The organism is Pseudomonas gregormendelii, assembly GCF_017114825.1.
GTDB lineage: Bacteria > Pseudomonadota > Gammaproteobacteria > Pseudomonadales > Pseudomonadaceae > Aquipseudomonas > Aquipseudomonas gregormendelii.
This window is the reverse complement of the sequence record NZ_JADEVO010000016.1, coordinates 36480-61528: the sequence shown is the minus strand read 5'-3', so window position 1 is coordinate 61528 and position 25049 is coordinate 36480. Positions and strand designations below refer to the sequence as shown.

General features: G+C 62.3%; 19 protein-coding genes and 2 riboswitches. Of the genes, 11 read left to right on the top strand and 8 right to left on the bottom strand.

From position 1 onward, the window contains the following. Window positions 1-116 precede the first annotated feature (116 nt). The 3 genes from IMW75_RS13190 to nfuA all read left to right on the top strand — a co-directional run bounded on the left by IMW75_RS13190 (window position 117) and on the right by nfuA (window position 4202). Window positions 117-2402 (top strand): fatty acid cis/trans isomerase, encoded by a 2286-nt coding sequence (locus IMW75_RS13190; protein ID WP_205892850.1) that lies wholly within the window; start codon window positions 117-119, stop codon window positions 2400-2402. Between the two features lie 123 nt (window positions 2403-2525). Further along, window positions 2526-3560, top strand: coding sequence for an acyltransferase family protein (locus tag IMW75_RS13185; protein WP_205892849.1), 1035 nt, complete (start codon window positions 2526-2528; stop codon window positions 3558-3560). Between the two features lie 57 nt (window positions 3561-3617). Beyond that, window positions 3618-4202, top strand: a complete 585-nt coding sequence (nfuA, locus tag IMW75_RS13180; RefSeq protein WP_045057579.1) for a Fe-S biogenesis protein NfuA — start codon at window positions 3618-3620, stop codon at window positions 4200-4202. 76 nt (window positions 4203-4278) lie between these two features. Here nfuA and cobM read toward each other — a convergent pair whose 3' ends face one another. From cobM to IMW75_RS13160, 4 genes are all read right to left on the bottom strand, one after another. Continuing rightward, window positions 4279-5031, bottom strand: a complete 753-nt coding sequence (cobM, locus tag IMW75_RS13175) for a precorrin-4 C(11)-methyltransferase (RefSeq protein ID WP_045057578.1) — start codon at window positions 5029-5031, stop codon at window positions 4279-4281. Window positions 5032-5111: 80 nt separating this feature from the next. Beyond that, window positions 5112-5525 (bottom strand): cobalamin biosynthesis protein, encoded by a 414-nt coding sequence (locus IMW75_RS13170; RefSeq protein WP_205892848.1) that lies wholly within the window; start codon window positions 5523-5525, stop codon window positions 5112-5114. Continuing rightward, complete coding sequence (locus IMW75_RS13165; protein ID WP_045057576.1) at window positions 5522-6229, bottom strand: CbtA family protein; 708 nt, start codon at window positions 6227-6229, stop codon at window positions 5522-5524. Before IMW75_RS13165 ends, IMW75_RS13170 begins: the two co-directional genes overlap by 4 nt. A gap of 11 nt (window positions 6230-6240) precedes the next feature. Further along, window positions 6241-6432, bottom strand: a complete 192-nt coding sequence (locus tag IMW75_RS13160; protein WP_045057575.1) for a CbtB domain-containing protein — start codon at window positions 6430-6432, stop codon at window positions 6241-6243. 119 nt (window positions 6433-6551) lie between these two features. Further along, window positions 6552-6780: riboswitch (cobalamin riboswitch) on the bottom strand. Between the two features lie 192 nt (window positions 6781-6972). Continuing rightward, a riboswitch (cobalamin riboswitch) is annotated at window positions 6973-7186 on the top strand. 100 nt (window positions 7187-7286) lie between these two features. On the opposite strand from IMW75_RS13160, the gene cobW reads away from it, so the two are divergent. From cobW to IMW75_RS13140, 4 genes are all read left to right on the top strand, one after another. Further along, window positions 7287-8348 carry a cobalamin biosynthesis protein CobW gene (gene cobW, locus IMW75_RS13155; protein WP_209012806.1) on the top strand — a complete coding sequence of 354 codons (1062 nt, stop codon included), beginning with the start codon at window positions 7287-7289 and terminating at the stop codon, window positions 8346-8348. A 3-nt stretch (window positions 8349-8351) separates the two neighbouring features. Then, window positions 8352-12161 carry a cobaltochelatase subunit CobN gene (cobN, locus tag IMW75_RS13150; RefSeq protein WP_205892847.1) on the top strand — a complete coding sequence of 1270 codons (3810 nt, stop codon included), beginning with the start codon at window positions 8352-8354 and terminating at the stop codon, window positions 12159-12161. A gap of 68 nt (window positions 12162-12229) precedes the next feature. Continuing rightward, complete coding sequence (locus IMW75_RS13145) at window positions 12230-13228, top strand: magnesium chelatase ATPase subunit I (protein ID WP_205892846.1); 999 nt, start codon at window positions 12230-12232, stop codon at window positions 13226-13228. Next, a complete protein-coding gene (locus IMW75_RS13140; RefSeq protein ID WP_205892845.1) occupies window positions 13153-13893 on the top strand; it encodes a vWA domain-containing protein in 741 nt (246 codons plus the stop codon). The genes IMW75_RS13145 and IMW75_RS13140 overlap by 76 nt, the downstream gene beginning before the upstream one ends. A 126-nt stretch (window positions 13894-14019) precedes the next feature. Here the strand turns inward: IMW75_RS13140 and poxB are convergent, their stop codons facing one another. Together poxB and IMW75_RS13130 are read right to left on the bottom strand one after the other, a co-directional pair. After that, the gene (gene poxB / locus IMW75_RS13135; protein WP_045057571.1) at window positions 14020-15744 is read right to left on the bottom strand and encodes a ubiquinone-dependent pyruvate dehydrogenase; all 1725 of its coding nucleotides are present in this window, start codon (window positions 15742-15744) and stop codon (window positions 14020-14022) included. Between the two features lie 85 nt (window positions 15745-15829). Further along, the gene (locus IMW75_RS13130; protein ID WP_205892844.1) at window positions 15830-17377 is read right to left on the bottom strand and encodes an MFS transporter; all 1548 of its coding nucleotides are present in this window, start codon (window positions 17375-17377) and stop codon (window positions 15830-15832) included. Window positions 17378-17480: 103 nt separating this feature from the next. Between IMW75_RS13130 and IMW75_RS13125 the strand changes: the two genes are divergently transcribed. The 4 genes from IMW75_RS13125 to IMW75_RS13110 all read left to right on the top strand — a co-directional run bounded on the left by IMW75_RS13125 (window position 17481) and on the right by IMW75_RS13110 (window position 22097). After that, on the top strand, window positions 17481-18377 hold the full coding sequence (locus IMW75_RS13125) for a LysR family transcriptional regulator (RefSeq protein WP_045057569.1): 897 nt from the start codon (window positions 17481-17483) through the stop codon (window positions 18375-18377). A 324-nt stretch (window positions 18378-18701) separates the two neighbouring features. Beyond that, window positions 18702-20261 carry a TerC family protein gene (locus tag IMW75_RS13120; protein ID WP_045057568.1) on the top strand — a complete coding sequence of 520 codons (1560 nt, stop codon included), beginning with the start codon at window positions 18702-18704 and terminating at the stop codon, window positions 20259-20261. 169 nt (window positions 20262-20430) lie between these two features. Next, on the top strand, window positions 20431-20820 hold the full coding sequence (locus IMW75_RS13115) for a RidA family protein (protein ID WP_205892843.1): 390 nt from the start codon (window positions 20431-20433) through the stop codon (window positions 20818-20820). A 59-nt stretch (window positions 20821-20879) separates the two neighbouring features. Continuing rightward, window positions 20880-22097 (top strand): amino acid deaminase, encoded by a 1218-nt coding sequence (locus tag IMW75_RS13110; RefSeq protein ID WP_205892842.1) that lies wholly within the window; start codon window positions 20880-20882, stop codon window positions 22095-22097. 59 nt (window positions 22098-22156) lie between these two features. On the opposite strand, the gene IMW75_RS13105 is transcribed toward IMW75_RS13110, so the two are convergent. Together IMW75_RS13105 and IMW75_RS13100 are read right to left on the bottom strand one after the other, a co-directional pair. Continuing rightward, a complete protein-coding gene (locus IMW75_RS13105; RefSeq protein ID WP_007898282.1) occupies window positions 22157-22432 on the bottom strand; it encodes a peptidylprolyl isomerase in 276 nt (91 codons plus the stop codon). A gap of 66 nt (window positions 22433-22498) precedes the next feature. Then, a complete protein-coding gene (locus IMW75_RS13100) occupies window positions 22499-25036 on the bottom strand; it encodes a PAS domain-containing hybrid sensor histidine kinase/response regulator (protein WP_205892841.1) in 2538 nt (845 codons plus the stop codon). Between the last annotated feature and the right edge of the window lie 13 nt (window positions 25037-25049).

Genomic DNA, 25049 nt, shown 5'->3' with positions numbered 1-25049 from the left:
ATAGCAAACCTGCGCGCTTTTAGAGCATGTACCGGTTTTGCATGAATATCGCTCATGTTGGTGATAGCCCCGTGCCGGTAGAATCGCGGCGTTTTCTCATGATCGGGACCAGGGACATGTCGTATCGCTTCGTCACCAGCATGATTGTGCTGTGTTTGAGCTGGGGCGCTGCGGCGCAGGAGCCGGCCATTTCCTATACCCGGGATATTCAACCGATCTTCACCGAAAAGTGCGTAGCCTGCCACGCCTGCAATGACGCCGCCTGTCAGTTGAACCTGGGCAGCGGCGAGGGCGCGGCACGGGGCGCCAGCAAGACCCCGGTCTACGACGGCGAACGCACCAGCGCGGCCGCGCCAACCCGGCTGTATTACGATGCGTTCGGCAAGCAGGCCTGGCAGCAGAAGGGCTTCTATTCGGTGCTCGACGCCCAGGCGAGCCAGGCTTCCCTGATGGCGCGGATGCTGGAACTGGGCCACCGCACGCCGTTGCAGCCCAATGCCAAACTGCCCGAGGAGATCGCGCTTGGCCTGAACCGGGCCAACATGTGTGCCATGCCGGGCGAATTCGACGGCTACGCCGGTGCCCACCCCAAAGAGGGCATGCCGCTTGCAGTGACAGGCCTGACCGACCAGCAATACCAGACGCTGCAACGCTGGCTGGCCTCGGGCGCGCCCATTGATGAGCAGGGCCTGCAGCCGTCCGCCCGGGAAGCATTGCAGGTGCTGCAGTGGGAAAACCTGCTCAATGCGCCGGGTGCCCGGGAAAGCCTGGTGGGGCGCTGGTTGTTCGAACACTGGTTCCTGGCCCACCTGTACTTCAAGGACGGCGAGCCCGGGCACTTTTTCCAGTGGGTGCGCTCGCGAACACCCACCGGCCAGCCCATCGACCTGATCAAGACCCGTCGTCCCAACGACGATCCCGGGACCCAGGTGTATTACCGCCTGCGGCCCGTGCAAGGGGTGATCGTGCACAAGACTCACATCAGCTACCCGTTGAGCGCGCCGAAGATGGCCCGGGTCAAGAGCCTTTTCTACACCGGTAACTGGCAGGTCAACGCCTTGCCCGGCTATGGCCCTGAACGGCGGGCCAATCCGTTCAGTACCTTCGAAGCGATCCCGGCCCAGGCGCGCTATCAGTTCATGCTCGATAACGCCGAGTACTTCGTGCGCACCTTTATTCGCGGTCCGGTGTGCCGTGGCCAGATTGCCACCGACGTGATCCGCGATAACTTCTGGGCACTGTTCCAGGCGCCGGAGCACGACCTCTACATCACCGACCCCAACTATCGCGGCCAGGCCACGCCGCTGCTGGCGATGCCCGGGCAGGACGATGAAGTCGGCAGTGTGCTGACCCTGTGGCACGACTACCGCAATAAACGCAATGAGTACGAAGCCTTGCGCCGCGACAGTTATGCCGACGCGCCGGCGCCGAGCTGGTCGACGCTGTGGGCGGGCAATGACAATGCGCTGCTGAGTATCTTCCGCCATTTCGACAGCGCGTCGGTGACCAAGGGCTTGATTGGCGAAGTGCCGCAAACGATGTGGCTGTTCGATTATCCGCTGCTGGAACGCACCTATTACCAGCTGGCGGTCAACTTCGACGTGTTCGGCAACGTGTCGCACCAGGCGCAGACGCGGCTGTATTTCGACCTGATCCGCAATGGCGCCGAGCAGAATTTCCTGCGCCTGATGCCCGCCGATTCCCGGGAGGGCTACCTCGACGACTGGTACCAGAACAGCGGTAAAATCAAAATGTGGCTGGATTACGAGAGCATCGACGACGACAAGGACACTGCGCTCAAGCTCGATGAAAAGGACCCCAAGCGTGACTTTGCCCGGCAGTTGCTGGCCCGCTACGGCGACCTCAACGCCAGCCCCGACCCGATCAATCGCTGTGACGGTGCGTATTGCTCGCGCCCCAACATCGACCCGGACTTGCAGAATGCCGATCAAGCCTTGAGCCGCTTGACCTCGCGCCCGGCCGCCGGGCTGAGGGTCATCGACCTGTTGCCGGAAGCCACCCTGTTGCGCGTGCAGAGTGCCAGCGGTCAGCGTGAGGTCTACAGCCTGCTGCGCAATCGCGCCCACAGCAACGTCGCGTTTCTCCTGGGCGAGTCACTGCGTTATCAACCCGGCCTGGACACCCTGACCATTTTTCCAGGTGTGCTGAGCAGCTATCCGAATTTCATCTTCAACATTCCTGCCGACCAGGTGCCAGCTTTCGTTGATGCCATGGAGAATGCCAAGGACGCCAACCGCCTGGAGATAATCATCGAGCGCTGGGGCATCCGCCGCAGCCATCCGCAGTTCTGGCAGTACTTTCACGACCTGAGCCGGTATGTGCACGAGACCCAGCCGGAGGAAGAGGGCGTGCTGGACATGAACCGCTACGAGAATCTTTGATAGACCTTTGTCGGCGCGCCGTTGTCCGATCTAAAGGGCACACTTATGTACCTGTGGCAGCGAGCCTGCTCGCTCCCACAGGTCGATTGCGGTGGTTTGTGGATGTTCAACGGAGGGCAATCAATGCTGATTTCTGTACAGGCATTACGCGCCCTGGCCGCCTGGACGGTGGTTTGCCACCATTTCATGCAGATATTCTTCGACTTCAAGGCCCGTGGCCCGATCGGGCAGATGTTCATCGACAAGGGCGCGGTGGGCGTTGATATTTTCTTTGTGATCAGCGGCCTGGTGATCTTTCTGTCCACCGAAGGCAAAGCACTGCCGCCCGGAAAATTCCTGTTGTATCGACTGTTTCGCATCGTTCCGGCCTACTGGTTCTACACCCTGTTGATGGCGCTACTGGTGGTGTTCGCCAAGCCGGTGCTACCAGACCAGACCGTTGACTGGTCGCACTTCCTCCTGTCCCTGCTGTTCGTTCCCAGCGAAAACCCCGGCGGCTACGGCATTTATCCGACACTCAATGTCGGCTGGACCCTCAACTACGAAATGCTCTTCTACGTGCTGTTCGCCTGGGCGCTGTTGTTCCGCCTGCAGGTCAGGCTGCTGGTGGTCGGGGCGTTGTTGTTCGCGGTGTGCCAGGCATGGACGGGTTATGGCTGGGTCAGCCAGTTCTATCGCTCGGACATCGTCTATGAGTTCCTGCTGGGTATCGCCATCGGCATGCTGTACCGCCGCGGCTGGATCCGCCCGGGCCTGTGGCTGCCACTGGTGGGCATCAGCGGCGCGTTACTGATGATCTACCATTCGCCCCCGCAACCGCGCTTTGTGGTCTGGGGCCTGCCAAGCGCGGTGCTGGTCATGGCGTGCATGGCGCTTGAGCGTTTCTTTGAACACAATCGAACGCTCAAGCTATTAGGCGATTGTTCCTACTCGGTGTACCTGATGCATGTGCTGGTGCTGTCCGCCGGTGGTTTTATCGCACAACGGTATGGCGTGAACCCCTACGTCATGTTTGTGCTGTGCGTGCTGGCGATCGCCGTGGGTTCCTGGGCCAGCTACCACTGGGTGGAAAAATCCAGCTATCAGTGGCTTAAACAGCGTGTTGATGGCAAAACCGAGGCTCAACCGTCGCCGGCTCTTTCCCGACAAAAATACTAGGACTTTGTCCCGCGCGTTGATTGGCGTAAACTGCGCCCAAGCCTGCGAGGAGTTTCCATGACCGCTATTACCATCACTGACGCCGCCCACGATTATCTGGCTGATCTGCTCTCCAAGCAGAACACCCCGGGTATCGGCATTCGCGTCTTTATCACCCAGCCCGGCACCCAGTACGCCGAAACCTGCATTGCCTACTGCAAGCCGGGCGAAGAAAAACCTGAAGACACGGCGCTGGGGCTCAAGAGCTTCACCGCTTACATCGATTCGTTCAGCGAAGCGTTCCTGGACGACGCGGTAGTCGACTACGCCACCGACCGCATGGGTGGCCAGTTGACCATCAAGGCACCCAACGCCAAGGTGCCAATGGTCAACGCCGACAGCCCGATCAACGAGCGCATCAACTACTACCTGCAAACCGAGATCAACCCGGGCCTCGCCAGCCACGGCGGCCAGGTCAGCCTGATCGATGTGGTCGACGACGGCATCGCCGTCCTCAAGTTTGGTGGCGGTTGCCAGGGCTGCGGCCAGGCAGACGTGACCTTGCGCGAAGGCATCGAGCGCACCTTGCTCGAGCGTGTGCCGGAGCTCAAGGGCGTGCGCGATGTGACTGACCATACGCAGAAAGAAAACGCCTACTACTAAGTAAGGTGTTCGCTGCGCAAGCAAAAAAACGGCACCCGTGAGTGCCGTTTTTTTATGCCTGAAGCCAAAAGACCTTCTATTCTTGGGGCCTGTACAGATGCGCATGCCCCGCACGATACAGCGAAGACTCGCTGAACTGATCACTGCCCAACACCCGACCCACCAGAATCAGCGCTGTACGCCGGAAACCCTTGGCTTCAACCTTCCCGGCAATATCTGCCAAAGTCCCCACCACCCAATCCTGGTCAGGCCAGGTGGCCCGGTGAATCACCGCGATCGGGCAGTCGGCACCGTAATGCGGGATTAATTCGAACACGATCTTGCGCAGGTGGCTGACCCCCAGATGGATCGCCATGGTCGCGCCATGTTGTGCCAGGCTGGCCAGTTCTTCACCGGCCGGCATCGCCGTCTTGTCGGCGTAGCGGGTCAGAATCACGCTCTGGGAAACGTCCGGCAGGGTCAATTCAGCACCCAAGAGCGCGGCACAGGCTGCCGTGGCCGTCACCCCGGGAATGATCTCAAAAGGGATACCCAGCTCGCGCAGGTGGCGAATCTGCTCGCCGATGGCGCCATACAGGCTCGGATCGCCGGAATGCACCCGCGCCACATCCTGGCCCTTGGCGTGGGCAGCCTTGATCAGTTCGATGATCTGTTCCAGGTGCAATTCGGCACTGTTGACCACCTGTTCAGCATGATGGCCTTCGAGCACGGCGGCGGGCACCAGCGAGCCGGCGTAAATGATGACGGCGCAGCTGCGAATCAGGCGCTGGCCTTTGACGGTGATCAGTTCCGGGTCGCCGGGGCCGGCGCCGATGAAGTAAACGGTCATCGTCGTATCCTGTGAAAAAGCGACATGGGCAGGCTTCAGATGAAGATTGCTCATGATCAGGCATGGGATTATCGGGGGTTTTAAACGGCGCGGGCCAACGCGAGGGTGGCCTGGGCGTATTTTTGTCGTGAAATCAACAGTTTTGCCGGGGTGCGGGTTAGCTGTTCGGCCAGGGCGAGGGCAGCGCTTTCAGCGATTCCATAGCAGCCGGTACGTTCGAAAGCGATGTCCGAGTGATGGCTGAGCTGGCCCTGATACCTGGCCAGTGCCTCACTGCTGAAAAACTGCACCTCAAGCCCAAGCTGGACGCCGAGCTCAATCAGGCCTGGCTCTTCTCGCTTGAGGTCAATGCTCGCCAGGGCACTGATCTGCTCGAGCTCGATAGAGTGGGCCTGCAGCGCCTGGTCCAGCAGCGCCCGCAGCGTGCTGAGAGGGCAGCCACGCTGGCAGCCAAGGCCGACGACCAGCGTCGGCACTTTGCCAGCTTGGGTCATGCCGGGTATTGATCAGGATTTTTGCGCCGGAACAGCCAGGCGCTGATCAGGCCGAGTGCCAGCCAGAACGCCACGTTGGTCAACTGTGAAGCAATCTTGAACTGGGTTTCCAATGCCTCTGGCGCGAGCATCGAATGCACCTGGGGTTGTGGTGCTCCGATCACGTGTGGCACGGCCAGGATCGCCACGCCAAGGACCTTCATCAGCCAGTGACGGCTGAAGACGATCAACGCAATACCGACCGCTGTGGAAGCGGCTGTACCCATCCACCAGATCTGCCGTTGAGTCAGGTCCGCCGCTGCAGTGCCCGGCAATTCAGGGGGCAGGCCGAGGGTTGGCGCCAGGACGAAGGTCGCGTAGCCGGCCAGGCCCCAGAGCAGGCCCTGGGACGTGCGAGTTGGCGCGCGCAGGGTGTAGAGGCCGGCCAGCATCAGGGCGAAACCCACGGCGACCACCAAGTTGCCGCCAGTTGTCGACAGCAGGCGCTGCCAACCGTTTTCCGGTTCCCAGGCTTCAGCGTCGTGGCTGTGCGCTGCGGTAGCGCCGGCTGCGTGTTCGTGGATTTGAACCGTGGCAGGTTCGGATTGTTCGTAGGTTTCCGCCTGCAGAATCAGCGGAGAGACCCAGAGGCTTTGCAGCAGGGTCAGCAGCAGGGCGGCCAGCAACCCGGTAAAACCTGCGGTTTGCGCGATACGCTTGATCATCTGGGCAGGTCTCAGTGGCACGGGAACGCGGAGCTGTGACGGGTATCGTGCGCCGCGTTGTGCACCGCCTCAATGTGCGAGAAACCGGCGAAATACACCAGGCCGGCGCCCAGGATCGACGCGAAAACAGCGGCGGTCAGGCGTTGGGTCAGGGTCGTGGTACTGCTGGTGGTACGGCTACCGGTGGTGCTGATGGTCGACATGGCGCTTCCCTCTGGTCTGTCAGCGGGGTTATGGAGCGCATGGAAAACTCCTGCGAACGGGCACGCCGAAGCTCAAACAGCGCCCGCCCACCGCGGGTTTGTTGGTCAGCGAACCTGATGTTCGCCATGCGTTGCGGGCCGGTCTCCGGGCTCGCGAGGGGTGCGGGCTTGCGCCTGTACCTGCAATAGTCGCCTTCCCATGCCGTACTGCTGGCACAGTGGATCTGACTCTTCGCTCGCTTACCGTTGCGGGGGCAGCACCGGACTGACATGAGCTTCTAGTAAAGCACATGATTCACCGGTTTCCCGTTTCACCCTGTGAAGGGCACCCGTAACAAGTTGCGTAGGAGAGCATGAGGCGGGGTTTGGCGTCAATTGGCAGAGGTTCTCAATTGGGGGTTGGCCCCGGTAGGAGCTGCCGGAGGCTGCGATCTTTTGATCTGGCTGTTTGACAGACACAATCAACTGATCGCAACCTTCGGCAGCTCCTGCAGGGGATAGCGTTTACCGCAGGAGCATTGACCCGCCCCGATACCATGCGTAGCCTTGCGCTTTCGAGGTTCTTCGGCGTTGGCCGAAGCTAAGAAGGGAACGCGGTCAATGCCGCGGCTGCCCCCGCAACTGTGAACGGTGATGTTCGCTGCCACGCCACTGCAAGCCCTGTACAACGGGTTCGCGGGAAGGCGCAGCGAATGCCAGGCTGCATGCCCGGCACGCCGTCAGCCAGGAGACCTGCCTCGATACAGATTCTCACTACAACCGGGCGGGGTGATCCGGTGGCGAACTCTCCCGCGCGCGCTTCAGTCGCAGCGATTGTCGTCCCGTATGCCCGCCACCTTGCCAAAGGGCATCCGATGAAAACACTGGCCAAACTTCCCGTCACCATCGTTACCGGCTTCCTTGGCTCGGGCAAGACCACCTTGCTGCGGCACATGCTCGACAACGCCCACGGCCGGCGCATCGCGGTCATCGTCAACGAATTTGGCGAACTGGGTATCGATGGCGAAATCCTCAAGCAGTGCTCCATCGGTTGCACTGAAGAAGAAGCCAGCGGCCGCGTCTATGAACTGGCCAACGGATGCCTGTGCTGCACCGTCCAGGAAGAGTTCTTCCCGGTGATGCGCGAGTTGGTGGCCCGTCGCGCCGACCTCGACCACATCCTGATTGAAACCTCCGGGCTGGCCCTGCCCAAGCCCCTGGTGCAAGCCTTCCAGTGGCCGGAAATCCGCAGCGCCTGCACCGTCGACGCCGTGATCACCGTGGTCGACAGTCCGGCCGTGGCGGCGGGCACCTTTGCTGCGTTCCCTGACCAGGTTGACGCCCAGCGCAAACTCGACCCGAACCTGGATCACGAATCGCCACTGCACGAACTGTTCGCCGACCAGTTGGCCAGCGCCGACCTGGTCATCCTCAACAAGGCCGACCTGATCAGCCCGCAAGACCTGGCCCGGGTGCGCCTGGAAGTCGCCGAGGAACTGCCGCCGGCGGTCAAGGTCATCGAAGCCAGTAGCGGTCGTGTGCCCCTGGACGTGCTGATTGGCCTGGGTGCCGGTTCCGAAGAACACATCGACAGCCGTCACAGCCATCACGATCATCACCACGAAGGTGAAGACGATCACGATCACGACGCCTTCGATTCGATCTCCATCGAACTGCCCCAGGCGGATGAAAGCCTGCTGCTGGACGCCCTGACGCAACTCGTAGTCAAGCACGGCATCCTGCGGGTCAAGGGTTTCGCAGCTATTGCGAACAAACCGATGCGCCTGCTGATCCAGGGCGTGGGCACGCGTTTCGACAAGCATTTCGACCGTCAATGGGGCGCCGATGAAGCGCGCACCACCCGCCTGGTGCTGATCGGCCAGGAGCTGGACGCCGCGCAACTCGAAGCACAACTGCGCGCCGCGCTCAGCGTATAAGCCATGCACCTGCTCAGGACCCAGCCCGGCGGTTTCGTTTCGGATGACAATATTGCCGATCTTGGACAGACCCCTGCGGAGCTGGTGATCCTGTGCAGCGGCGACTCCAGCCTGGCGTTGCTCGCCGAAGCCGCGCAACAGTTGCCCGACGACTATCCAAGCGTGCGCCTGGCCAACCCGATGCAGGTGCAGAATCATGCCTCGGTCGACCTGTATGTCGATGAAGTGCTGCGCCATGCCAAGGTGATTCTGATCTCGCTGCACGGCGGCATCGCCTATTGGCGTTATGGCGTCGAGCGCCTGGTGCAATTGTCCGAACGTGGCGTGCAACTGATTCTGGTGCCAGGCGATGACCGTCCCGACCCGGAACTCAGCGACCTCAGTACCGTGGGCGCCGAAGACCGCGACCGGCTCTGGCAGTTTCTACGCCAGGGCGGTCTGGGCAATGCCCTGGATTTCTTTCGCTGCCTGGCCAGTCGTTGGCTGGAACGCGACTACCCCTGGGCGGAGCCGCAGGCTTTGCCGCGCACGGCGATCTACCATCCGCAGCGAAGCCCAGCTGTACTAGCCGATTGGCAAGCCGACTGGCAGGCCGGACAGCCCGTGGCCGCTGTGCTGTTTTATCGCTCGCACCTGCAGGCGGCCAATACCGCCTTCATCGATATTTTCTGCCAGCGCCTGCAGCCGGCGGGGTTGAACCCGCTGCCGATTGCCGTGGCCAGCCTGAAAGAACCCGGCTGCCTGGCGGTGGTCGAGGACTGGCTGGACGAAGTCAGCGCCTCGGTAATTCTCAACACTACCGGCTTTGCCCAGTCGAGTCCCGAAGCGCCGCATATCCGGCCGTTTCGCCGCAATATTCCGGTGATCCAGGCCATTTGCGCCCAGGATAACGAGGCCGGTTGGCAAGCCAGCGACCAGGGTCTCGGCCCGCGGGACCTGGCCATGCACATTGCGCTGCCGGAACTGGACGGGCGGATCATCAGCCGACCGATCAGCTTCAAGGACCTGGCGTGGCGCAGCGAGCGCAGCCAGTCGGACGTGGTGTGCTACCGCGCGCAGCCCGAACGAATGGATTTCGTCGCTGAACTGGCGCGGCGTTGGACCGATCTGGCCCGAGTACCCAACCGCGAAAAACGCATTGCGCTGATCCTGGCCAACTACCCGACCCGCGATGGTCGCATCGGCAATGGAGTCGGGCTCGATACGCCGGCGGCGGCGCTGAATATCCTGCGCGCGCTGCGCCAGGAAGGTTATCCGCTGCCGGATCAACTGCCGGAAAGCGGCACCGCGCTGATCCAGCAACTGCTCGGCGGCGTCAGCAATGACCTCGACACTATTGATCAGCGTCCATGCCAGCAAAGCCTCGGGCTGGATGACTACCTGGCGATGTTCAACGCGCTGCCTGAGGCCAACCGGCTGGCCGTGCTGCAGCGTTGGGGGGCGCCAGAAAAGGATCCGATGTTCCGCAGCGGCCGGATGATGATCGCCGGCCTGCGTTTTGGCCTGACCTTTGTCGGCATTCAACCGGCTCGGGGGTATCAGGTTGACCCTAGCGCGGTGTACCACGACCCGGACCTGGTGCCGCCGCACGGCTATCTCGCGTTCTATTTCTGGTTGCGCAACACCTACGGTGCCCACGGTGTGATTCACGTCGGCAAGCATGGCAACCTCGAATGGCTTCCGGGCAAGGGTGTCGGGCTGTCGCAGCATTGCTGGCCGGATGCGCTGCTCGGGCCGTTGCCGAACATCTATCCCTTCATCGTCAATGACCCGGGCGAGGGCGCCCAAGCCAAGCGGCGCACCCAGGCCGTGATCATCGATCACCTGATGCCGCCGCTGACCCGCGCCGAAACCTATGGCCCGCTGCGCAACCTGGAACTGCTCGCCGACGAGTACTACGATGCGCAGCTGCTCGACCCCCGTCGGGCGCGGGAGCTGCAGCGCGACATCCTGCAACTGGTGCGCGACAGCCATATCGACCGAGAGCTGCAGCTGGACGAACAGCTGGACAGTGATGCCGACGCGGCCATCTGGCTGCCGCGCCTGGATACTTATCTGTGTGATCTGAAGGAGTCGCAGATCCGCGACGGCCTGCACATCTTCGGCGAGTCGCCGAGCGGTCGGCTGCGCATCGACACCTTGCTGGCGTTGCTGCGTATTCCTCGTGGCGATGGACGCGGTGCCCAGTCGAGCGTGCTGCGGGCGCTGGCGAAGGCGTTCGAATTGGGCTTTGATCCGCTGGACTGTGCATTGGCCGAGCCGTGGACCGGGCCGCGTCCCATTGAACTGCAATCCATCAATGATGATACATGGCGCACGGCGGGCGACACCCGCGAACGCCTGGAACTGTTCGCCACGCAACTGATCGAGCAAACCACCTGTGGGAGCGCAGTGTCAGCCAAACTTGATTTGCCTGACACACCGTATTCGCTCCCGCAAGGTGAGAACTGGGCGCAAGTATCGGCCATCCTCGACCACCTGCGCGAAGCCGTCGCCCCCCGCCTGGACGCTTGCGGCCCGGCAGAGATGCGCGGTCTGCTCGATGCGTTGAACGGCCGCTTCGTCCCTGCCGGCCCAAGCGGTGCACCCAGCCGGGGACGACTGGACGTGCTGCCCACGGGCCGCAACTTCTATTCGGTGGACGTACGCAACCTGCCGACTACCACCGCCTGGCGCATCGGCTTCCAGTCGGCCAACCTGATCCTTGAGCGCCATCTGCAAGACCACGGCGATCACCTGCGCCAGATCGGCCTGTCGGTCTGGGGCACCGCGACCATGCGCACCGGTGGCGACGATATCGCCCAGGCGATGGCCTTGATGGGCGTGCGGCCGGTGTGGGCCACCGGCAGCCAGCGGGTTGACGACTTTGAAATTTTGCCAGTGAGCCTGCTGGACCGCCCACGGGTGGACGTCACGTTGCGGGTGTCCGGGTTCTTCCGCGACGCGTTCGCCAATCTGATCCGACTGTTCGATGCCGCCGTGCAAGCGGTTGCCGAACTCGACGAGCCCGACGACCTCAATCCACTGGCTGCCAAGGTGCGTGCCGAGCGGGAAACCCTGTTGCTGGCGGGGCTTGACCAGGAGGCTGCGCGCCGCCAGGCCGGGTGGCGTATTTTCGGGGCGAAACCGGGGGCCTATGGTGCTGGCGTGCAGGGCGCGGTCGAGGATCGCTTGTGGCAGAGCCGCGAAGACCTGGCCGAGGTTTACCTCAACTGGGGCGGCTACGCCTATGGCGGTTCAGACGAAGGAACGGCTGCCCGGGAACAGTTCGCCCAGCGCCTGAGTCAGGTCCAGGCCGTGGTGCAAAACCAGGACAACCGTGAGCACGATTTGCTCGATTCCAACGACTACTATCAGTTCCAGGGCGGTATGCTCGCTGCCGTCGAAAGCCTGAGCGGGGAAGCGGCGGCCAGTTATCACGGCGATCACAGCCAGCCCGACCTGCCGAAAATCCGCACCCTCAAGGAAGAACTCAACCGGGTTATTCGCTCCCGCGCAGCCAATCCCAAGTGGATCGACGGGGTGAAGCGCCACGGTTATAAAGGCGCGTTCGAAATGGCGGCGACGGTCGACAACCTGTTCGCCTTCGACGCCACCACGCAGTTGATTGACGATCACCAGTACGCGTTGCTCGCCGATGCTTACCTGCTGGACCCGGCGACCCGCGAGTTTGTGCGCGAGCACAATCCCCATGCCCTGCGCGACATGACCGAGCGCATGCTCGAGGCGCAGCAGCGCGGCATGTGGAAAGAGCCCGGCGAGTACCAGGAGGCGCTGGAGAATCTGCTGCTGGACATTGAAGAATATACTTGAGACTGCAATTACCCCCCCTGTAGGAGTGAGCCTGCTCGCGATACTGCGACCATGACCGAGACTGACTAATGACTGAAACACCGCATTTTCCTTTATCCGCCGTGGTCGGCGCCGACGATCTGAAGCTCGCCCTGTGCCTCACCGCCATCGACCCGAAGATCGGCGGCGTATTGATCGAAGGCCCCCGGGGTATGGCCAAGTCCACCCTGGCCCGGGGCCTGGCGGACCTGCTCGCCAGCGGCCTGTTCGTCACGCTGCCGCTGGGTGCGACAGAAGAGCGCCTGGTCGGTACCCTCGATCTTGATGCGGCACTGAATGAAGGCCGCGCGCGATTTTCGCCAGGCGTCCTGGCCAAGGCCGACGGCGGCGTATTGTATGTCGATGAAGTCAACCTGCTGCCCGATCACCTGGTGGACCTGTTGCTCGACGTGGCGGCCAGCGGCATCAACCTGATAGAACGCGATGGCATCTCCCATCGGCATTCGGCGAAATTCGTCCTGATCGGCACCATGAACCCTGAAGAAGGTGAGCTGCGTCCGCAGTTGCTCGATCGCTTCGGCCTGAACGTTGCGCTCGGTGGCCACACTGTACCCACCGAACGCGGCGAAATCATTCGCCGGCGCCTGGCGTTTGATCATGATCCCGCGGCGTTTTGCGCCGAATGGGAAGCCGCCCAGCACGCCTTGCGCGAGCGTTGTGAGCAGGCCCGGAGTGTACTGGCCAGCATTCCTCTGGATGACCAGGCCTTGGGCAAAATCACTGAGCGCTGCTTCGCTGCCGGCGTCGATGGCTTGCGCGCTGATCTCGTCTGGTTGCGTGCCGCCCGGGCCCACGCGGCCTGGCGCGGTGCACAATGGATAGGCGAAGAAGATATTGAAGCGGTTGCCGAGTTCGCCTTGCGCCATCGTCGGCGCGAACACACACCACCCGCGCCGCAAGCCAGCCAGCCACCCACAAGCCAGGGTTCGCAGCCAGGGGAAGGGCAGGGCCAATGGGGCGAAATGCCCGCCCAGGCACTGCCGACTGGCGCTCGCCGCGAAGTGCCGAGCTGGCCAAAAAAGCCCTAGGCATTCGCCCTCGATCTGCAGCAGGGGCGAATGCCAAAGCCCGCGCCGGACATCTCGACAGCGGCAAGCAAGGCCCGCAGCGGGTGACGCGCGAAGGTTCGGTCAACTGGCCAGGCACCTTGCTCAATGGGCGACCGCGCCAGCGTGATGACTTGCAATTTCAGGCACGCACTCGCTCGCCCCATGAACTGTGGCTGGTGATCGTCGATGCCTCTGCGTCCACTCGTCGCCACCAGGCACTGAGTGATGCCAAGGGTTTGCTCGCGCAGGTGTTCGATGACGCCTATCGCCAGCGTGCGCGGCTGGCGTTGCTGACCGCCAGCGGTACGACCCCGAGCTGGCAGGTACAAGGTTTAAAGGCGTCCAGCGGTTTGCACGCCTGGCTGGATCAATTGGGTGCCGGAGGCGGCACACCTTTGCTGGCAGCACTGTCCGAGGCGGAACAATGGTTAGCTACGCGGCAAAAGCGCTTGCCCGCCGAGCAACAGCGGCTATTGCTAGTCACCGATGGGCGGTTGAAGGAGTGGCCGATACTGTCGTCGCTCAAGTGCCCCGGGCTGCTGATCGACATAGAGCGCGGCCCGATTCGCTTGGCACGAGCGAAGCAATTGGCCGCAGAGTTAACCATCGACTACCGCCACATCGACGAACTTGTCCCCCTGTAGGAGCTGCCGAGAGAAACGAGGCTGCGATCTTTTAATCTCGTGGCCTTTACCGGTTCATCCCGCCGCCCCATGTCATCGTTTACGACCATCGCTGGCAAGCCAGCTCCTACAGGGCGTAACCGGCCCTCAACGAAACAGATTAGTCCGCGCCAACTCGATCACCTCATCCCCGCGCCCGCTCATCACCGCCTTGAGCATGTACAAACTGAAACCCTTGGCCTGCTCTAGTTTGATGGTCGGCGGCATGGCCAGTTCCTGGGTTGCGGTCACCACGTCCACCAGTACCGGCCCGTCATGCGCCAGCGCCCGACGCAATGCCGCGTCCAGATCTTCGCTGGCCTCGACGCGAATCCCGAGGATGCCCATCGCGTTGGCCATCGCCGCGAAATCCGGATTGTGCAGGTCGGTGCCCGTATCCAGCAGCCCGCTGGACTTCATTTCCATCGCGACAAAGCCCAGGGAGGCGTTGTCATAGACGATGATTTTCACTGGCAACCTGAGTTGCGCCAGGGAAATGAAATCCCCCATCAGCATGCTGAAACCACCGTCACCCGACAGGGAAATCACCTGGCGGTCAGGGAAGGCTGCCTGTGCGCCGATCGCTTGCGGCATCGCGTTGGCCATAGAACCGTGGTTGAAGGAGCCGAGCAGGCGCCGTTGGCCATTCATCTTCAGGTAGCGTGCAGCCCACACCGTTGGCGTGCCGACGTCAGCCGTGAAGATCGCGTCTTCATCCGCCAGTTCACTGAGCAGGCGGGTCAGGTACTGCGGGTGGATCGGACGCCCTGGCGCCGACGGCTGGGCCAGGTCATCCAGGCCCTGACGGGCTTTTGCGTAGTGCTTGAGTGATGACTCCAGGAAGCTTCGATCAGCCCGATAGGGCAGGCGTGGCAACAGGGCCGCGAGCGTCTCGCTGACGTCGGCGACTATGCCCAGGTCCAGGGCCGTGCGCCGCCCGAGGGCCTGCGGGTCGTGGTCGATCTGGATGATGGTTGCGTCGGTGGGATAGAACTGGCGATAGGGAAAGTCGGTGCCGAGCATCACTAGGGTGTCGCAGTTGAGCATGGCGTGGTAACCGGAGCTGAAACCGATCAGGCCGGTCATGCCTACGTCGAACGGGTTGTCCCACTCCACGTGTTCCTTGCCGCGCAAGGCATGCACCACTGGCGCGCCAAGGGCGTCGGCCAAGGCCACCACCTGATCATGGGCGCCCGCGCAGCCGGCTCCGCACATCAGGGTAACGGCCTTGCTTTGGCTCAATAGCTCGACCAGTCGATCGAGGTCATGGGGCGCCGGCAGGATGCGGGGTTGGGCGAGCGCGGGCCAGGGCTTGAAGGCGTCGTCAACTTCCTGCAACGCCACGTCACCGGGAATCACCACCACCGCCACGCCGCGGTTGAGGATTGCGCTGCGCATCGCCCGGTGCAGCACCTGGGGCATCTGCGCCGGGTTGCTCACCAGTTCGACGAAATGGCTGCACTCCTTGAACAGTTCCTGGGGATGGGTTTCCTGAAAGTAATTAAGGCCGACCTCCGACGATGGGATCTGGGCGGCAATTGCCAGCACTGGCACGTGGTTCCTGTGGCAGTCGAACAACCCGTTGATCAAATGCAGATTACCCGGCCCGCAACTGCCGGCGCACACCGCCAGTTCGCCAGTGACCGCCGCGTCAGCACCGGCGGCGAAGGCGGCGACCTCCTCATGGCGCACGTGCATCCACTCGATACTGTCCATGGTGCGCAGCGCTTCGGTCAGGCCGTTGAGGCTGTCGCCCGTCAGGCCCCAGATGCGCTTGACGCCGGCCTGTTCAAGGGTGGTTGCCAGTAGCTGGGCAAGGGTGATTTTCGCCATGGGGTACTCCGTTTTCCAAAAATCGAGCGATGAATTGTCCTCGGGTTAAAAGAGGACAACTCAATACCGGTCATGACTCCCCTGTTTATTTCGCGCTCAGGGACAAGCCGCTCTGCACCGGAATCGGATGACGCATCAAGGTGCCGACTGCCAGCGCGCCCAATCCCGCCAACAGCCCGGCAACCAGCAGTAACAAGCTGAAGCCACTGATGAATGCTTGCCGGGCCAGAGGCTCCACCAACGTGCGAGCGGCCTCGGGCAGCAGGCTCATGGCTGCGGGCATGTCCCCGGCGACCACTCGCGAGCTGATACCTTGAGTGTGCTCCAGCCATTGCGGACCCTGGTTCGTCAGTTCGGCCTGCAACACCTGCGAGGAGTGGCTCGTCAGCAGGGCACCGTACACGCCGATTGCCAGGACGATGGCGCTGAAGCGCATGGTGGTGCTCATGCCCGATGCCATCCCCGTGCGTTCGCGGGGCACGCACGCCATGATGTTTTTCTGGGTGTCGCCATTGAGTAATCCGGCGCCGGCGCCGGTGACTGCAATCGCCAGGGCGAAGGGCAGGTAGCTGGCGCTGCTGACCGCCAACGCACTCAACAGGTTGCCGCTGGCGACCAGGGCCAGCCCGGTCGCCATCAACGTGCCTGGCGTAAATTTAGTGGCCAGGCGTGCACCGACCTTCGGGAAAATCAGCATGGTCGCAGCAAACGGCAACATGCCCAGGCCCGAACTTATGGCAGATAAGCCGAGGCCGTTTTGCAGATAGAACGGTAGCAGCGTCATCATTACCTGGGCGCAACCAGCGTAGGCGAACATGCCGAGCAGGGCGCCGATAAACCGCGGATGGCGGAGCAGCTGCAGGTCGACCATCGGCCTTTGCTGCATGCGCTCGATGAGCACAAACGCCCCCATCAATAAAGCGCCGCCGATGAGCCGGGCGTAGGTCAGCGGATTGCTCCAGCCAATGCGGTTGGCCTCGATCAGCCCCCAGATCAGGCACAGCAGGCTGGCACTGAAGGCCAGGCTCCCCCAAGGGTCCAGACGAGCGGACTGCGGGTCGCGCGATTCGGGAACAGCGCGCCACACCATCACCATCAGGAACGCTCCCACCGGCAGATTGAGGTAGAAAATCCAGCGCCAGCCAATGGTTTCCGTGATCAGCCCGCCGAGGGTCGGTGCGGCTGTCATCGCCACGCCCATGCAGGCACCCCAGAACGCCCAGGCCTTGGCCCGTTCGACCTCATCGTGAAATGTATGGCCGATGGACGCCAGGGCCGAGGTCAGCAGCAGCGCTGCGCCAACGCCCTTGATCGCCCGCGCGATGTCCAGGACCAAAGCGCTGGGTGCGGCCCCGCAACCGATAGAGGCCAGGATAAAAATGCCCAGGCCCCACAGGAGGGTTTTCTGTCGGCCGAATCGGTCGGCAATACTGCCCGCCGGCAGCAACAAGGCGGCGAACGCCAGCATGTAGGCGCTGACTACCCATTCGATGTCGGCAAAATTGGCACCCAGGTCGCGGGCAATGGTGGGCAAGGTGACGGCGACGATGTTGGTGTCGAGGACGATCAGTGAGCAAACGCCTGAGGCTGTAAGTAACGTCAGGCGTGGGCTGACCCGGGGTTTGACGAGCATGGCGGTTGTTCTCTAGGGTGGGAGTCGTTCAAGCTTATGGCTGCCAGCTACTGTCCGCGTTAGGCGAGCACCATGACTTCGTTACCTTTGAGCTAATACGCCTATGGATATCCGTCATTTTCGTTATTTCCTGGCCGTCGCCCGTCAGCGCAACTTCACCCGCGCCGCCGAGCAACTGGGTATCGCACCGCCGACCCTGAGCCGGCAGATCCAGGACATGGAAAGCGAACTCGGCACCCGGCTGTTTAACCGCCATCAACGTGACGTCAGCCTGACCGAGGCCGGCGTCGCGCTGATGCCCGAGGCGGACGCTGCCGTGCGCCAGTTTGAGGCGGCGCAGAATAATGCCCGGCGTGCCGGCCGCGGGGACATCGGCCACATTGAATTGGGATATGTGGCCTCGGCAGTCTATTCCGGGCTCCTGCAAAAACAGGTGCAGGCCTTCACTCGCGAGTATCCGGACGTCAGCGTGAGTGTGTGCGAAAGCCCGATGGCCGCCCTACCGGCGATGGTCCTGGATGGACGATATGACGTCGGTTACGTGCGCTCGCCCATGACGTTGCCGGACGGCCTGGAAGCTGTACGCCTGGATGCCGAAGGTTTTGTCCTGGCGGTGTCGGGCGAGTCATGGCTAAGCCGGTTGCCGATGATCAGCCCGAGGCAACTGCAGGATGAGACCTTTATTCTGCCCGAGCAGATCAGCGGTACGTTGCAGGTGGCTGCCGAGGGCGGCTTTGCGCCAAAACTGGGGGCCCAACCGGGTGGATTGGTGGCGGTGCTGGCGCTGGTGTCCCTGGGGCAGGGCGTGGCCGTAGTGCCGGAATCGGTGGTCGGCCATGTGGGTTTGCCCGGTGTCTGGTATCGGCAGATTGACGGCTGTGAGGCGAGTTCGTGGTTGTCCTTGATCTATCGGCGGTTTGAAAAGTCTGCGGCGGTGGGCCGGTACATCGAGCAGATTCGTTGCAGGAGCGAGCTTGCTCGCGATGGTCGTCAACGATAGCGCGGCAAGCCTGTCACCCTGCAGCGCCCTCAGGTTTTTCGCGAGCAAGCTCGCTCCTACAGATTTTGTAATGATTTCCATGTGTAGGAAAAATAGGATTCCGCTGTACGCTTGGAATCCTTATTTTCCCGCAGGAATTGCATGAACACCCTCTCGGAGCCTCCCAGTTACCCGATCGCCCGGCGCCGCCGCGCAGTCTTGATGCACGCGAAGCACCCAGTCTTCCGCCCCCAGATATCCATTTCCCAAGTATTTTCACGGCCTGTGCGCCGCGCTTTGCCGTGCCTGGCATTCTGAATCAACTGAAGAGGTAGAGAGATTTTCATGGAATGGATTGCTGATCCCACCGCGTGGCTGGGCCTGTTGACCCTGATTGTGCTGGAACTGGTACTGGGTATCGATAACCTGGTGTTTATCGCGATTCTGGCGGACAAACTGCCCCCCGAGCAGCGCGACCGCGCCCGGCTCATCGGTTTGTCCCTGGCGTTGTTGATGCGCCTGGGCCTGCTGGCCAGTATTTCCTGGCTGGTGACCCTGACGCAGCCGCTGTTCGAGGTGTTCGACAAGAGCTTCTCCGGCCGCGACCTGATCATGTTGTTCGGTGGTGTATTCCTGCTGTTCAAGGCCACCATGGAACTGCACGAGCGGCTCGAGGGCCATGTCGGCGAGCGCACGTCCAATACGGCGTACGCGATGTTCTGGCCAATCGTGGCGCAGATCGTCGTGCTCGACGCGGTGTTCTCCCTGGACGCGGTGATCACCGCCGTGGGTATGGTTGATGAACTGGCGGTGATGATGATCGCCGTGATCATTTCCATTGGCCTGATGATCGTCGCCAGTAAGCCGCTGACCCGCTTCGTCAACGCGCACCCGACAGTGATCATGCTGTGCCTGGGCTTCCTGATGATGATCGGCTTCGCGCTGACCGCCGAAGGCTTGGGCTTCCATATTCCGAAAGGCTACCTGTACGCGGCCATCGGCTTCTCGATCCTGATCGAGGTCTTTAACCAGATCGCCCGCGCTCGTCGCAAACGCTCGGTGCAGGGCGTGCGGCCGATTCGCGAACGCACCGCGCATGCCGTGATGCGTTTGCTGGGCGGGCGCACGCTGGCAGCGGAGGAGGTCGACGACGAGATCGCCGACCTGCTGGACAATGGCGAGGCACCGAGTGAAGCGCTATTCGACCGGCGCGAGCGGGTGATGATCAGCGGTGTATTGCAGTTGGCCGAGCGGCCGATCCGCACCTTGATGACGGTCCGTGCCGACATCGATCACATCGACCTGGCGGATGACGCCGAAGCCATTCGCGCGCGGCTGATGCACTCGTCCTATTCGCGCCTGCCGCTGATTCGCGACGGCGCGGTGGACGAGCCCCTGGGCTTTGTGCACAAGAAGGAATTGCTCAAGGAATACCTGGCCGGCAACGAGCCGGACCTTGAACACCTGGCGCGCAAGACTATCAACCTGCTGGACAGCTATTCGATCCTCAATGCCCTGGAGCAGATGCGCAAGGCCTCGACTCACATTGCCTTCGTGGTCAATGAGTTCGGTGACTTCGTCGGTTTGCTGACCATGACCGACATCCTGGAATCGATTGCCGGTGAGTTGCCTGACGCCAGTGAAATCGAAGGCCCGGACGTGATTGAGGACAATGGCGGGTTCATCGTCAGCGGCGCCTTGAACCTGATGCGGGTGCGCCAGCGCACTGGTTTCGCGGCAGAACCCACCGAGGACTATCAGACCCTGGCCGGCCTGGTGGTGAGTGTGCTGGATCGCCTGCCGGTCATCGGTGACAGTCATGAGTGGGACGGCTGGCGGATGACCGTGATGGCCGTTGAGGAGCGCCGGGTGACGCGCGTGTTGCTGGTGCCTCGCAGCGTTTAATCTTGCCGGGCCCTTGAAGGCCTCATTGCAAGCAGGCTCGCTCCCGCAGATTTTGTGATCGATCACAATTTCCTGTAGGAGCGAGCCTGCTTGCGATTTAATCTCTCAGCTGGCGCACGTTCAGAATCGGCGCACCCAGCACCCAGCATCCAGACCAGGAGAAATACCCATGAGCATCACTCGATACGGCACCGGCAGCACTGCAGGCGGCGGCCAGCCGCGGCCCTTCGCCCGCGCCGTGGAGGCCGATGGCTGGCTGTACGTGTCTGGCCAGGTCCCGGCGCTGGATGGCGAGATCATCGTCGGCGGTATCGTCGAGCAGACTCACCAGACCATGAGGAATCTGGTCGCGATCCTCGAAGAGGCCGGTTATGGCCTGGAGGACGTGGTTCGTACCGGTGTGTGGCTGGAAGACCCGCGGGATTTCTGGAGCTTCAACAAGGTGTTTTCCGAGTACTTCAGCCCTGAGCATGCCCCGGCCCGCGCGTGTCTGCAGGCGAACATGATGGTCGACTGCAAGGTTGAGATTGATTGCGTGGCCTACAGGAAAAAAGCCTGAATCGTCACCGAAGGCAGGACAGCGGCTGTGTGAAGTCGCGAAATCCGAGGAGTTCGACCATGACTACTGCTCCATTCAACGTCGCCGTCGAAAAAGGTGCGGCCTCCACCGGCGCCAGCCTGGTGCGCGACGTCAGCCTGCCGGCCCTGGTTTTGCACCGGGAAGCGCTGGAACACAACATTCGCTGGATGCAGGATTTTGTTCGCAACAGCGGCGCCGAGCTCGCCCCCCATGGCAAAACCAGCATGACGCCGGCTTTGTTTCGCCGCCAACTGGATGCTGGCGCCTGGGGCATTACCCTGGCCAGCGCCACCCAGGCCCGTGCCGGCTACGCCCATGGCGTGCGGCGGATACTGATGGCCAATCAACTGGTCGGCACGCCGAACATGGCGTTGATCGCGGATCTGCTGGCAGACCCGGGCTTTGATTTTCACTGCATGGTCGATCATCCGGATAACGTCGCCGACCTCGGTGGCTACTTCGCCTCGCGCGGTGTGCGCCTGAACGTGATGATCGAATATGGTGTGGTCGGCGGCCGGTGTGGCTGCCGCACGGAACAGGAAGTGCTTGATCTGGCCAAAGCCATCTGTGCGCAACCGGCACTGGCACTGACCGGTATCGAAGGCTACGAAGGTGTGATCCACGGTGATCATGCCGAGAGCGGAATTCGCGCGTTCGCCACCTCCCTGGTGCGCCTGGCGGTCCAGTTGCAGGACAGCGGCGCATTCGCCATCGCCAAGCCGATCATCACGGCCTCGGGGTCGGCCTGGTACGACCTGATTGCCGAATCGTTCGAGGCGCAGAATGCCGCCGGACGCTTTCTCAGTGTGCTGCGTCCTGGCAGCTATGTGGCCCACGACCATGGCATCTACAAAGAGGCGCAGTGCTGCGTGCTCGAGCGTCGCAGCGACTTGCACGAAGGCCTGCGCCCGGCACTGGAAGTCTGGGCCCACGTGCAGTCGCTGCCGGAGCCGGGGTTTGCGGTGATTGCCCTGGGCAAGCGCGACGTCGCCTATGACGCCGGCCTGCCGGTGCCGTTGCGGCGTTACCGGCCGGGGGTGGTGCCTGCAGTGGGCGACGACGTGGGTGCCTGCAAAGTGACTGCGGTCATGGACCAGCATGCGTTCATGACCGTGGCGCCCGGGGTTGAACTGCGGGTGGGGGACATCATTTCCTTCGGCACTTCCCATCCATGCCTGACGTTCGACAAGTGGCGGGTAGGGTGCCTGGTGGATGAGCAGTTGAATGTCATCGAGACCATGGAAACCTGTTTTTAACAGTCAAGACCGAGGTGCGGCAATCGCGAGCACGCTTTGCTCCCACAGTGGCCGCAGGATCAATCCCGGTAGAACACCTGCACCAGGTGATAACCGAACTTGCTCTTGATCGGCCCGTGCACCACCCGCAATGGCTTCTTGAAAATCACTGCGTCTATCACTCCGACCATCTGTCCGGGCCGCACTTCACCCAGGTCACCACCGCGTTTGCCGGACGGGCAGGTGGAGTATTTTTTGGCCAGCACATCGAAGGCTTCGCCCTTGGCGATACGCTGTTTGAGCTGCTCGGCTTCTTCCGAGGTTTTCACCAGGATATGGCGGGCTTGAGCTTTCATTGGAAGTACCTTGCAACGGTGGTGGCTGGGCGGGTGCCAGCGCGGGGCGGGCGATTATGCCTCAACTTACCCCGGTTGACCGAGCATCGCGCGAATCTTGTTGGCTAGCAGGTCGATCGAAAACGGCTTGGCCACCATGTCCATCCCTTGCTCGAGAAAACCCTGGCGTTCGGCAGCTTTTTCCGCGTAACCGGTCATGAACAGCACCTTCAGGCCGGGCCGGCGCTGACGGGCGATTTCCGCCAGTTGCCGTCCGTTCATGCCCGGCAGGCCGACATCGGTCACCAGCAGGTCGACCCGCGCGTCCGACTCCAGCAAGGGCAGGGCCTCGATCGCATCCCGAGCCTCATGGGCCTGGTAACCGAGCTCCTTGAGCAGGTTCAGCACCAGCATGCGCACCGCCGGATCATCCTCGACCAGTACCACGGTCTCACCGGCATTGGCCGCCGGCGCTTCGCCTGTGAAGGGCAGCAGGGTGTCTGGCTGCTCCATGTCTTGCAGGCGAGGCAGGTACAGGCGCACGCAGGTGCCCTGGCCCGGCACGCTGTCGATATGGACATGCCCGCCGGACTGCTGGGCAAACCCGTAGATCATCGACAGGCCCAGGCCTGTGCCCTGGCCAATCGGCTTGGTGGTGAAGAACGGGTCGAAGGCCTTGGCCAGTACCGAAGGTGTCATCCCGGTGCCGTTATCGCTGACGGCAATCATCAGGTAATCCCCGGCCTTGAGCGGTTCCAGGGTGTTGATGTCGCTGTCTTCCAGATAGACATTGGCGGTCTCGATCAGCAGCTCACCGCCGTCCGGCATGGCATCGCGGGCGTTGATCACCAGGTTTAAGAGGGCATTTTCCAGCTGGCTGACGTCGGTGCTCACCGGCCATGCGTCTTCAGTCAGCTGCAGGCGCAGCTCGATGTGATCGCCTTTGGTGCGGCGCAGCAGATCTTCCAGGGAGTGGACCAGGTCGTTGGCGTTCAACGGCTTGCGATCCAGCGACTGGCGTCGGGAGAAGGCCAGCAGGCGGTGGGTCAGGGCGGCGGCGCGGTTGGCCGACGACACGGCCGCTTCGGTGAACCGGCCGATCTCGGCGGCACGCCCGTCAGCGATGTAGCGTTGCACGAGGTCGAGGCTGCCGATGATCCCGGTCAACATGTTGTTGAAGTCATGGGCAATGCCGCCGGTGAGCTGACCCACCGCTTCCATCTTCTGTGCATGGCGCAAGGCGTCTTCGGCGCGTTCGCGTTCAAACATTTCGTTTTGCAGGCGCTGGTTGGTTTCGGCCAGTTGCCGGGTACGGGCGGCCACGCGCTCTTCCAGGGTTTCATTGAGGTTACGCAGGGCCTCCTCGGTTTTTTTGCGCTCGGTTTCGTCAATCACGAAAATGTAGAAACCGTTCACCGCACCGTCCGCACCATGGCGCGGCAGGTAGTTCATCAGGGCATGCCGGTAGCTGCCGTCACGGTGGCGAGTGTCGATGCCGAAGCAGCAGGTCTTGCCGTTCAGGGCGTCGGCAATGTGCGTGGCGCGCAATGCGTAGGCTTCCTCGCCGAGTACTTCGCGGATCGTGCGCCCGTAAAGTTCCTGGGGCGTGCGGCCGTACCAGTCGAGGTAGGCCGCATTGTTCAGGCGAAAGCGCTCCTCGCGATCCACGTAGCTGATCAGGATCGGCATGGCGTTGATGATCAGCTGCAACTCGGTCTGGCTCTGGCGCAAGGCCTGCTCGGTGTGTTTGCGTTCGGTCAGGTCCAGGGCGGCGCCGAGGAAGCGGATCGGCCGCCCGTGGTGATCCTTGTAACACCGCCCGCGGGCGAACACCCAGCGCACCTGGGCGTCAGCCTGCAGCAGGCGGTATTCCTCGGCGTATTCAGTACCGTGGGTGATAGCGTGCTTGATGCCCCGCGCGACGGTGGCCCGGTCTTCTGGGTGTACGCCTTGCAAATAGGCGGTGATGGGTAACTGGCTGGACAGCAGCGGGTCGACCCCGTGCAGCTGGGCGAAGTGGGTGTCGGCTATGAAGTGGTCTTCGTTGATGTCCCAGTCCCAGGTGCCAACCGCATCTGTCGCGGCGAGTGCCAGCTGCAGGCGCTCTTCGGTTTCGCGCTGGGCCTTGAGGCTGGCTGCCGAACGCTGTTCGAGCTCCACGGCAATGCGCCGGCGCTCGTTGGTTTCAATGGCTGTGACCAGGATGCCGGCGACCTGCGCGGCTTCGTCGCGGATCGGGCTGTAGGTCAGGTCCAGCCAGAATTCCGCATCAACGCCGTCACGCTGCAAGATAAAGCGCTGTTCGCTGTAGGTGCGCACCTGGCCTTGCAGCACTGCACTATAGATCGGGTTGGTGAAGTCCTTGAGTTCGGGCCAGACCTGATGTGCCGGTTGGCCAAACGCATGGGGATGTTTGCTGCCCGCCAGCAGGGCAAACCCGTCGTTGTAGATCTGCGAGAGGTCTGGCCCCCACATCAACAGCATGGGCATGGGCGAATGAAGCACGATGTCCACGGCGGTTCGCAGGCTTTGCGGCCAGGTGCTGGCTGCGCCCAGCGCACTGCGGCTCCAGTCGGTGCGGGCGATCAAGGCCTGGGCATCGCTGCCGGTCGGTGATGCGTTCATCAAATTGTCCTGC

What these genes read in the sequence shown, in the direction of transcription:
- IMW75_RS13190 (WP_205892850.1), top strand. Translation starts at nt 117, where the DNA reads ATGTCGTATCGCTTCGTCACCAGCATGATTGTGCTGTGTTTGAGCTGG.
- IMW75_RS13185 (WP_205892849.1), top strand. Translation starts at nt 2,526, where the DNA reads ATGCTGATTTCTGTACAGGCATTACGCGCCCTGGCCGCCTGGACGGTG.
- nfuA (WP_045057579.1), top strand. Translation starts at nt 3,618, where the DNA reads ATGACCGCTATTACCATCACTGACGCCGCCCACGATTATCTGGCTGAT.
- cobM (WP_045057578.1), bottom strand. Translation starts at nt 5,031, where the DNA reads ATGACCGTTTACTTCATCGGCGCCGGCCCCGGCGACCCGGAACTGATC.
- IMW75_RS13170 (WP_205892848.1), bottom strand. Translation starts at nt 5,525, where the DNA reads ATGACCCAAGCTGGCAAAGTGCCGACGCTGGTCGTCGGCCTTGGCTGC.
- IMW75_RS13165 (WP_045057576.1), bottom strand. Translation starts at nt 6,229, where the DNA reads ATGATCAAGCGTATCGCGCAAACCGCAGGTTTTACCGGGTTGCTGGCC.
- IMW75_RS13160 (WP_045057575.1), bottom strand. Translation starts at nt 6,432, where the DNA reads ATGTCGACCATCAGCACCACCGGTAGCCGTACCACCAGCAGTACCACG.
- cobW (WP_209012806.1), top strand. Translation starts at nt 7,287, where the DNA reads ATGAAAACACTGGCCAAACTTCCCGTCACCATCGTTACCGGCTTCCTT.
- cobN (WP_205892847.1), top strand. Translation starts at nt 8,352, where the DNA reads ATGCACCTGCTCAGGACCCAGCCCGGCGGTTTCGTTTCGGATGACAAT.
- IMW75_RS13145 (WP_205892846.1), top strand. Translation starts at nt 12,230, where the DNA reads ATGACTGAAACACCGCATTTTCCTTTATCCGCCGTGGTCGGCGCCGAC.
- IMW75_RS13140 (WP_205892845.1), top strand. Translation starts at nt 13,153, where the DNA reads ATGGGGCGAAATGCCCGCCCAGGCACTGCCGACTGGCGCTCGCCGCGA.
- poxB (WP_045057571.1), bottom strand. Translation starts at nt 15,744, where the DNA reads ATGGCGAAAATCACCCTTGCCCAGCTACTGGCAACCACCCTTGAACAG.
- IMW75_RS13130 (WP_205892844.1), bottom strand. Translation starts at nt 17,377, where the DNA reads ATGCTCGTCAAACCCCGGGTCAGCCCACGCCTGACGTTACTTACAGCC.
- IMW75_RS13125 (WP_045057569.1), top strand. Translation starts at nt 17,481, where the DNA reads ATGGATATCCGTCATTTTCGTTATTTCCTGGCCGTCGCCCGTCAGCGC.
- IMW75_RS13120 (WP_045057568.1), top strand. Translation starts at nt 18,702, where the DNA reads ATGGAATGGATTGCTGATCCCACCGCGTGGCTGGGCCTGTTGACCCTG.
- IMW75_RS13115 (WP_205892843.1), top strand. Translation starts at nt 20,431, where the DNA reads ATGAGCATCACTCGATACGGCACCGGCAGCACTGCAGGCGGCGGCCAG.
- IMW75_RS13110 (WP_205892842.1), top strand. Translation starts at nt 20,880, where the DNA reads ATGACTACTGCTCCATTCAACGTCGCCGTCGAAAAAGGTGCGGCCTCC.
- IMW75_RS13105 (WP_007898282.1), bottom strand. Translation starts at nt 22,432, where the DNA reads ATGAAAGCTCAAGCCCGCCATATCCTGGTGAAAACCTCGGAAGAAGCC.
- IMW75_RS13100 (WP_205892841.1), bottom strand. Translation starts at nt 25,036, where the DNA reads ATGAACGCATCACCGACCGGCAGCGATGCCCAGGCCTTGATCGCCCGC.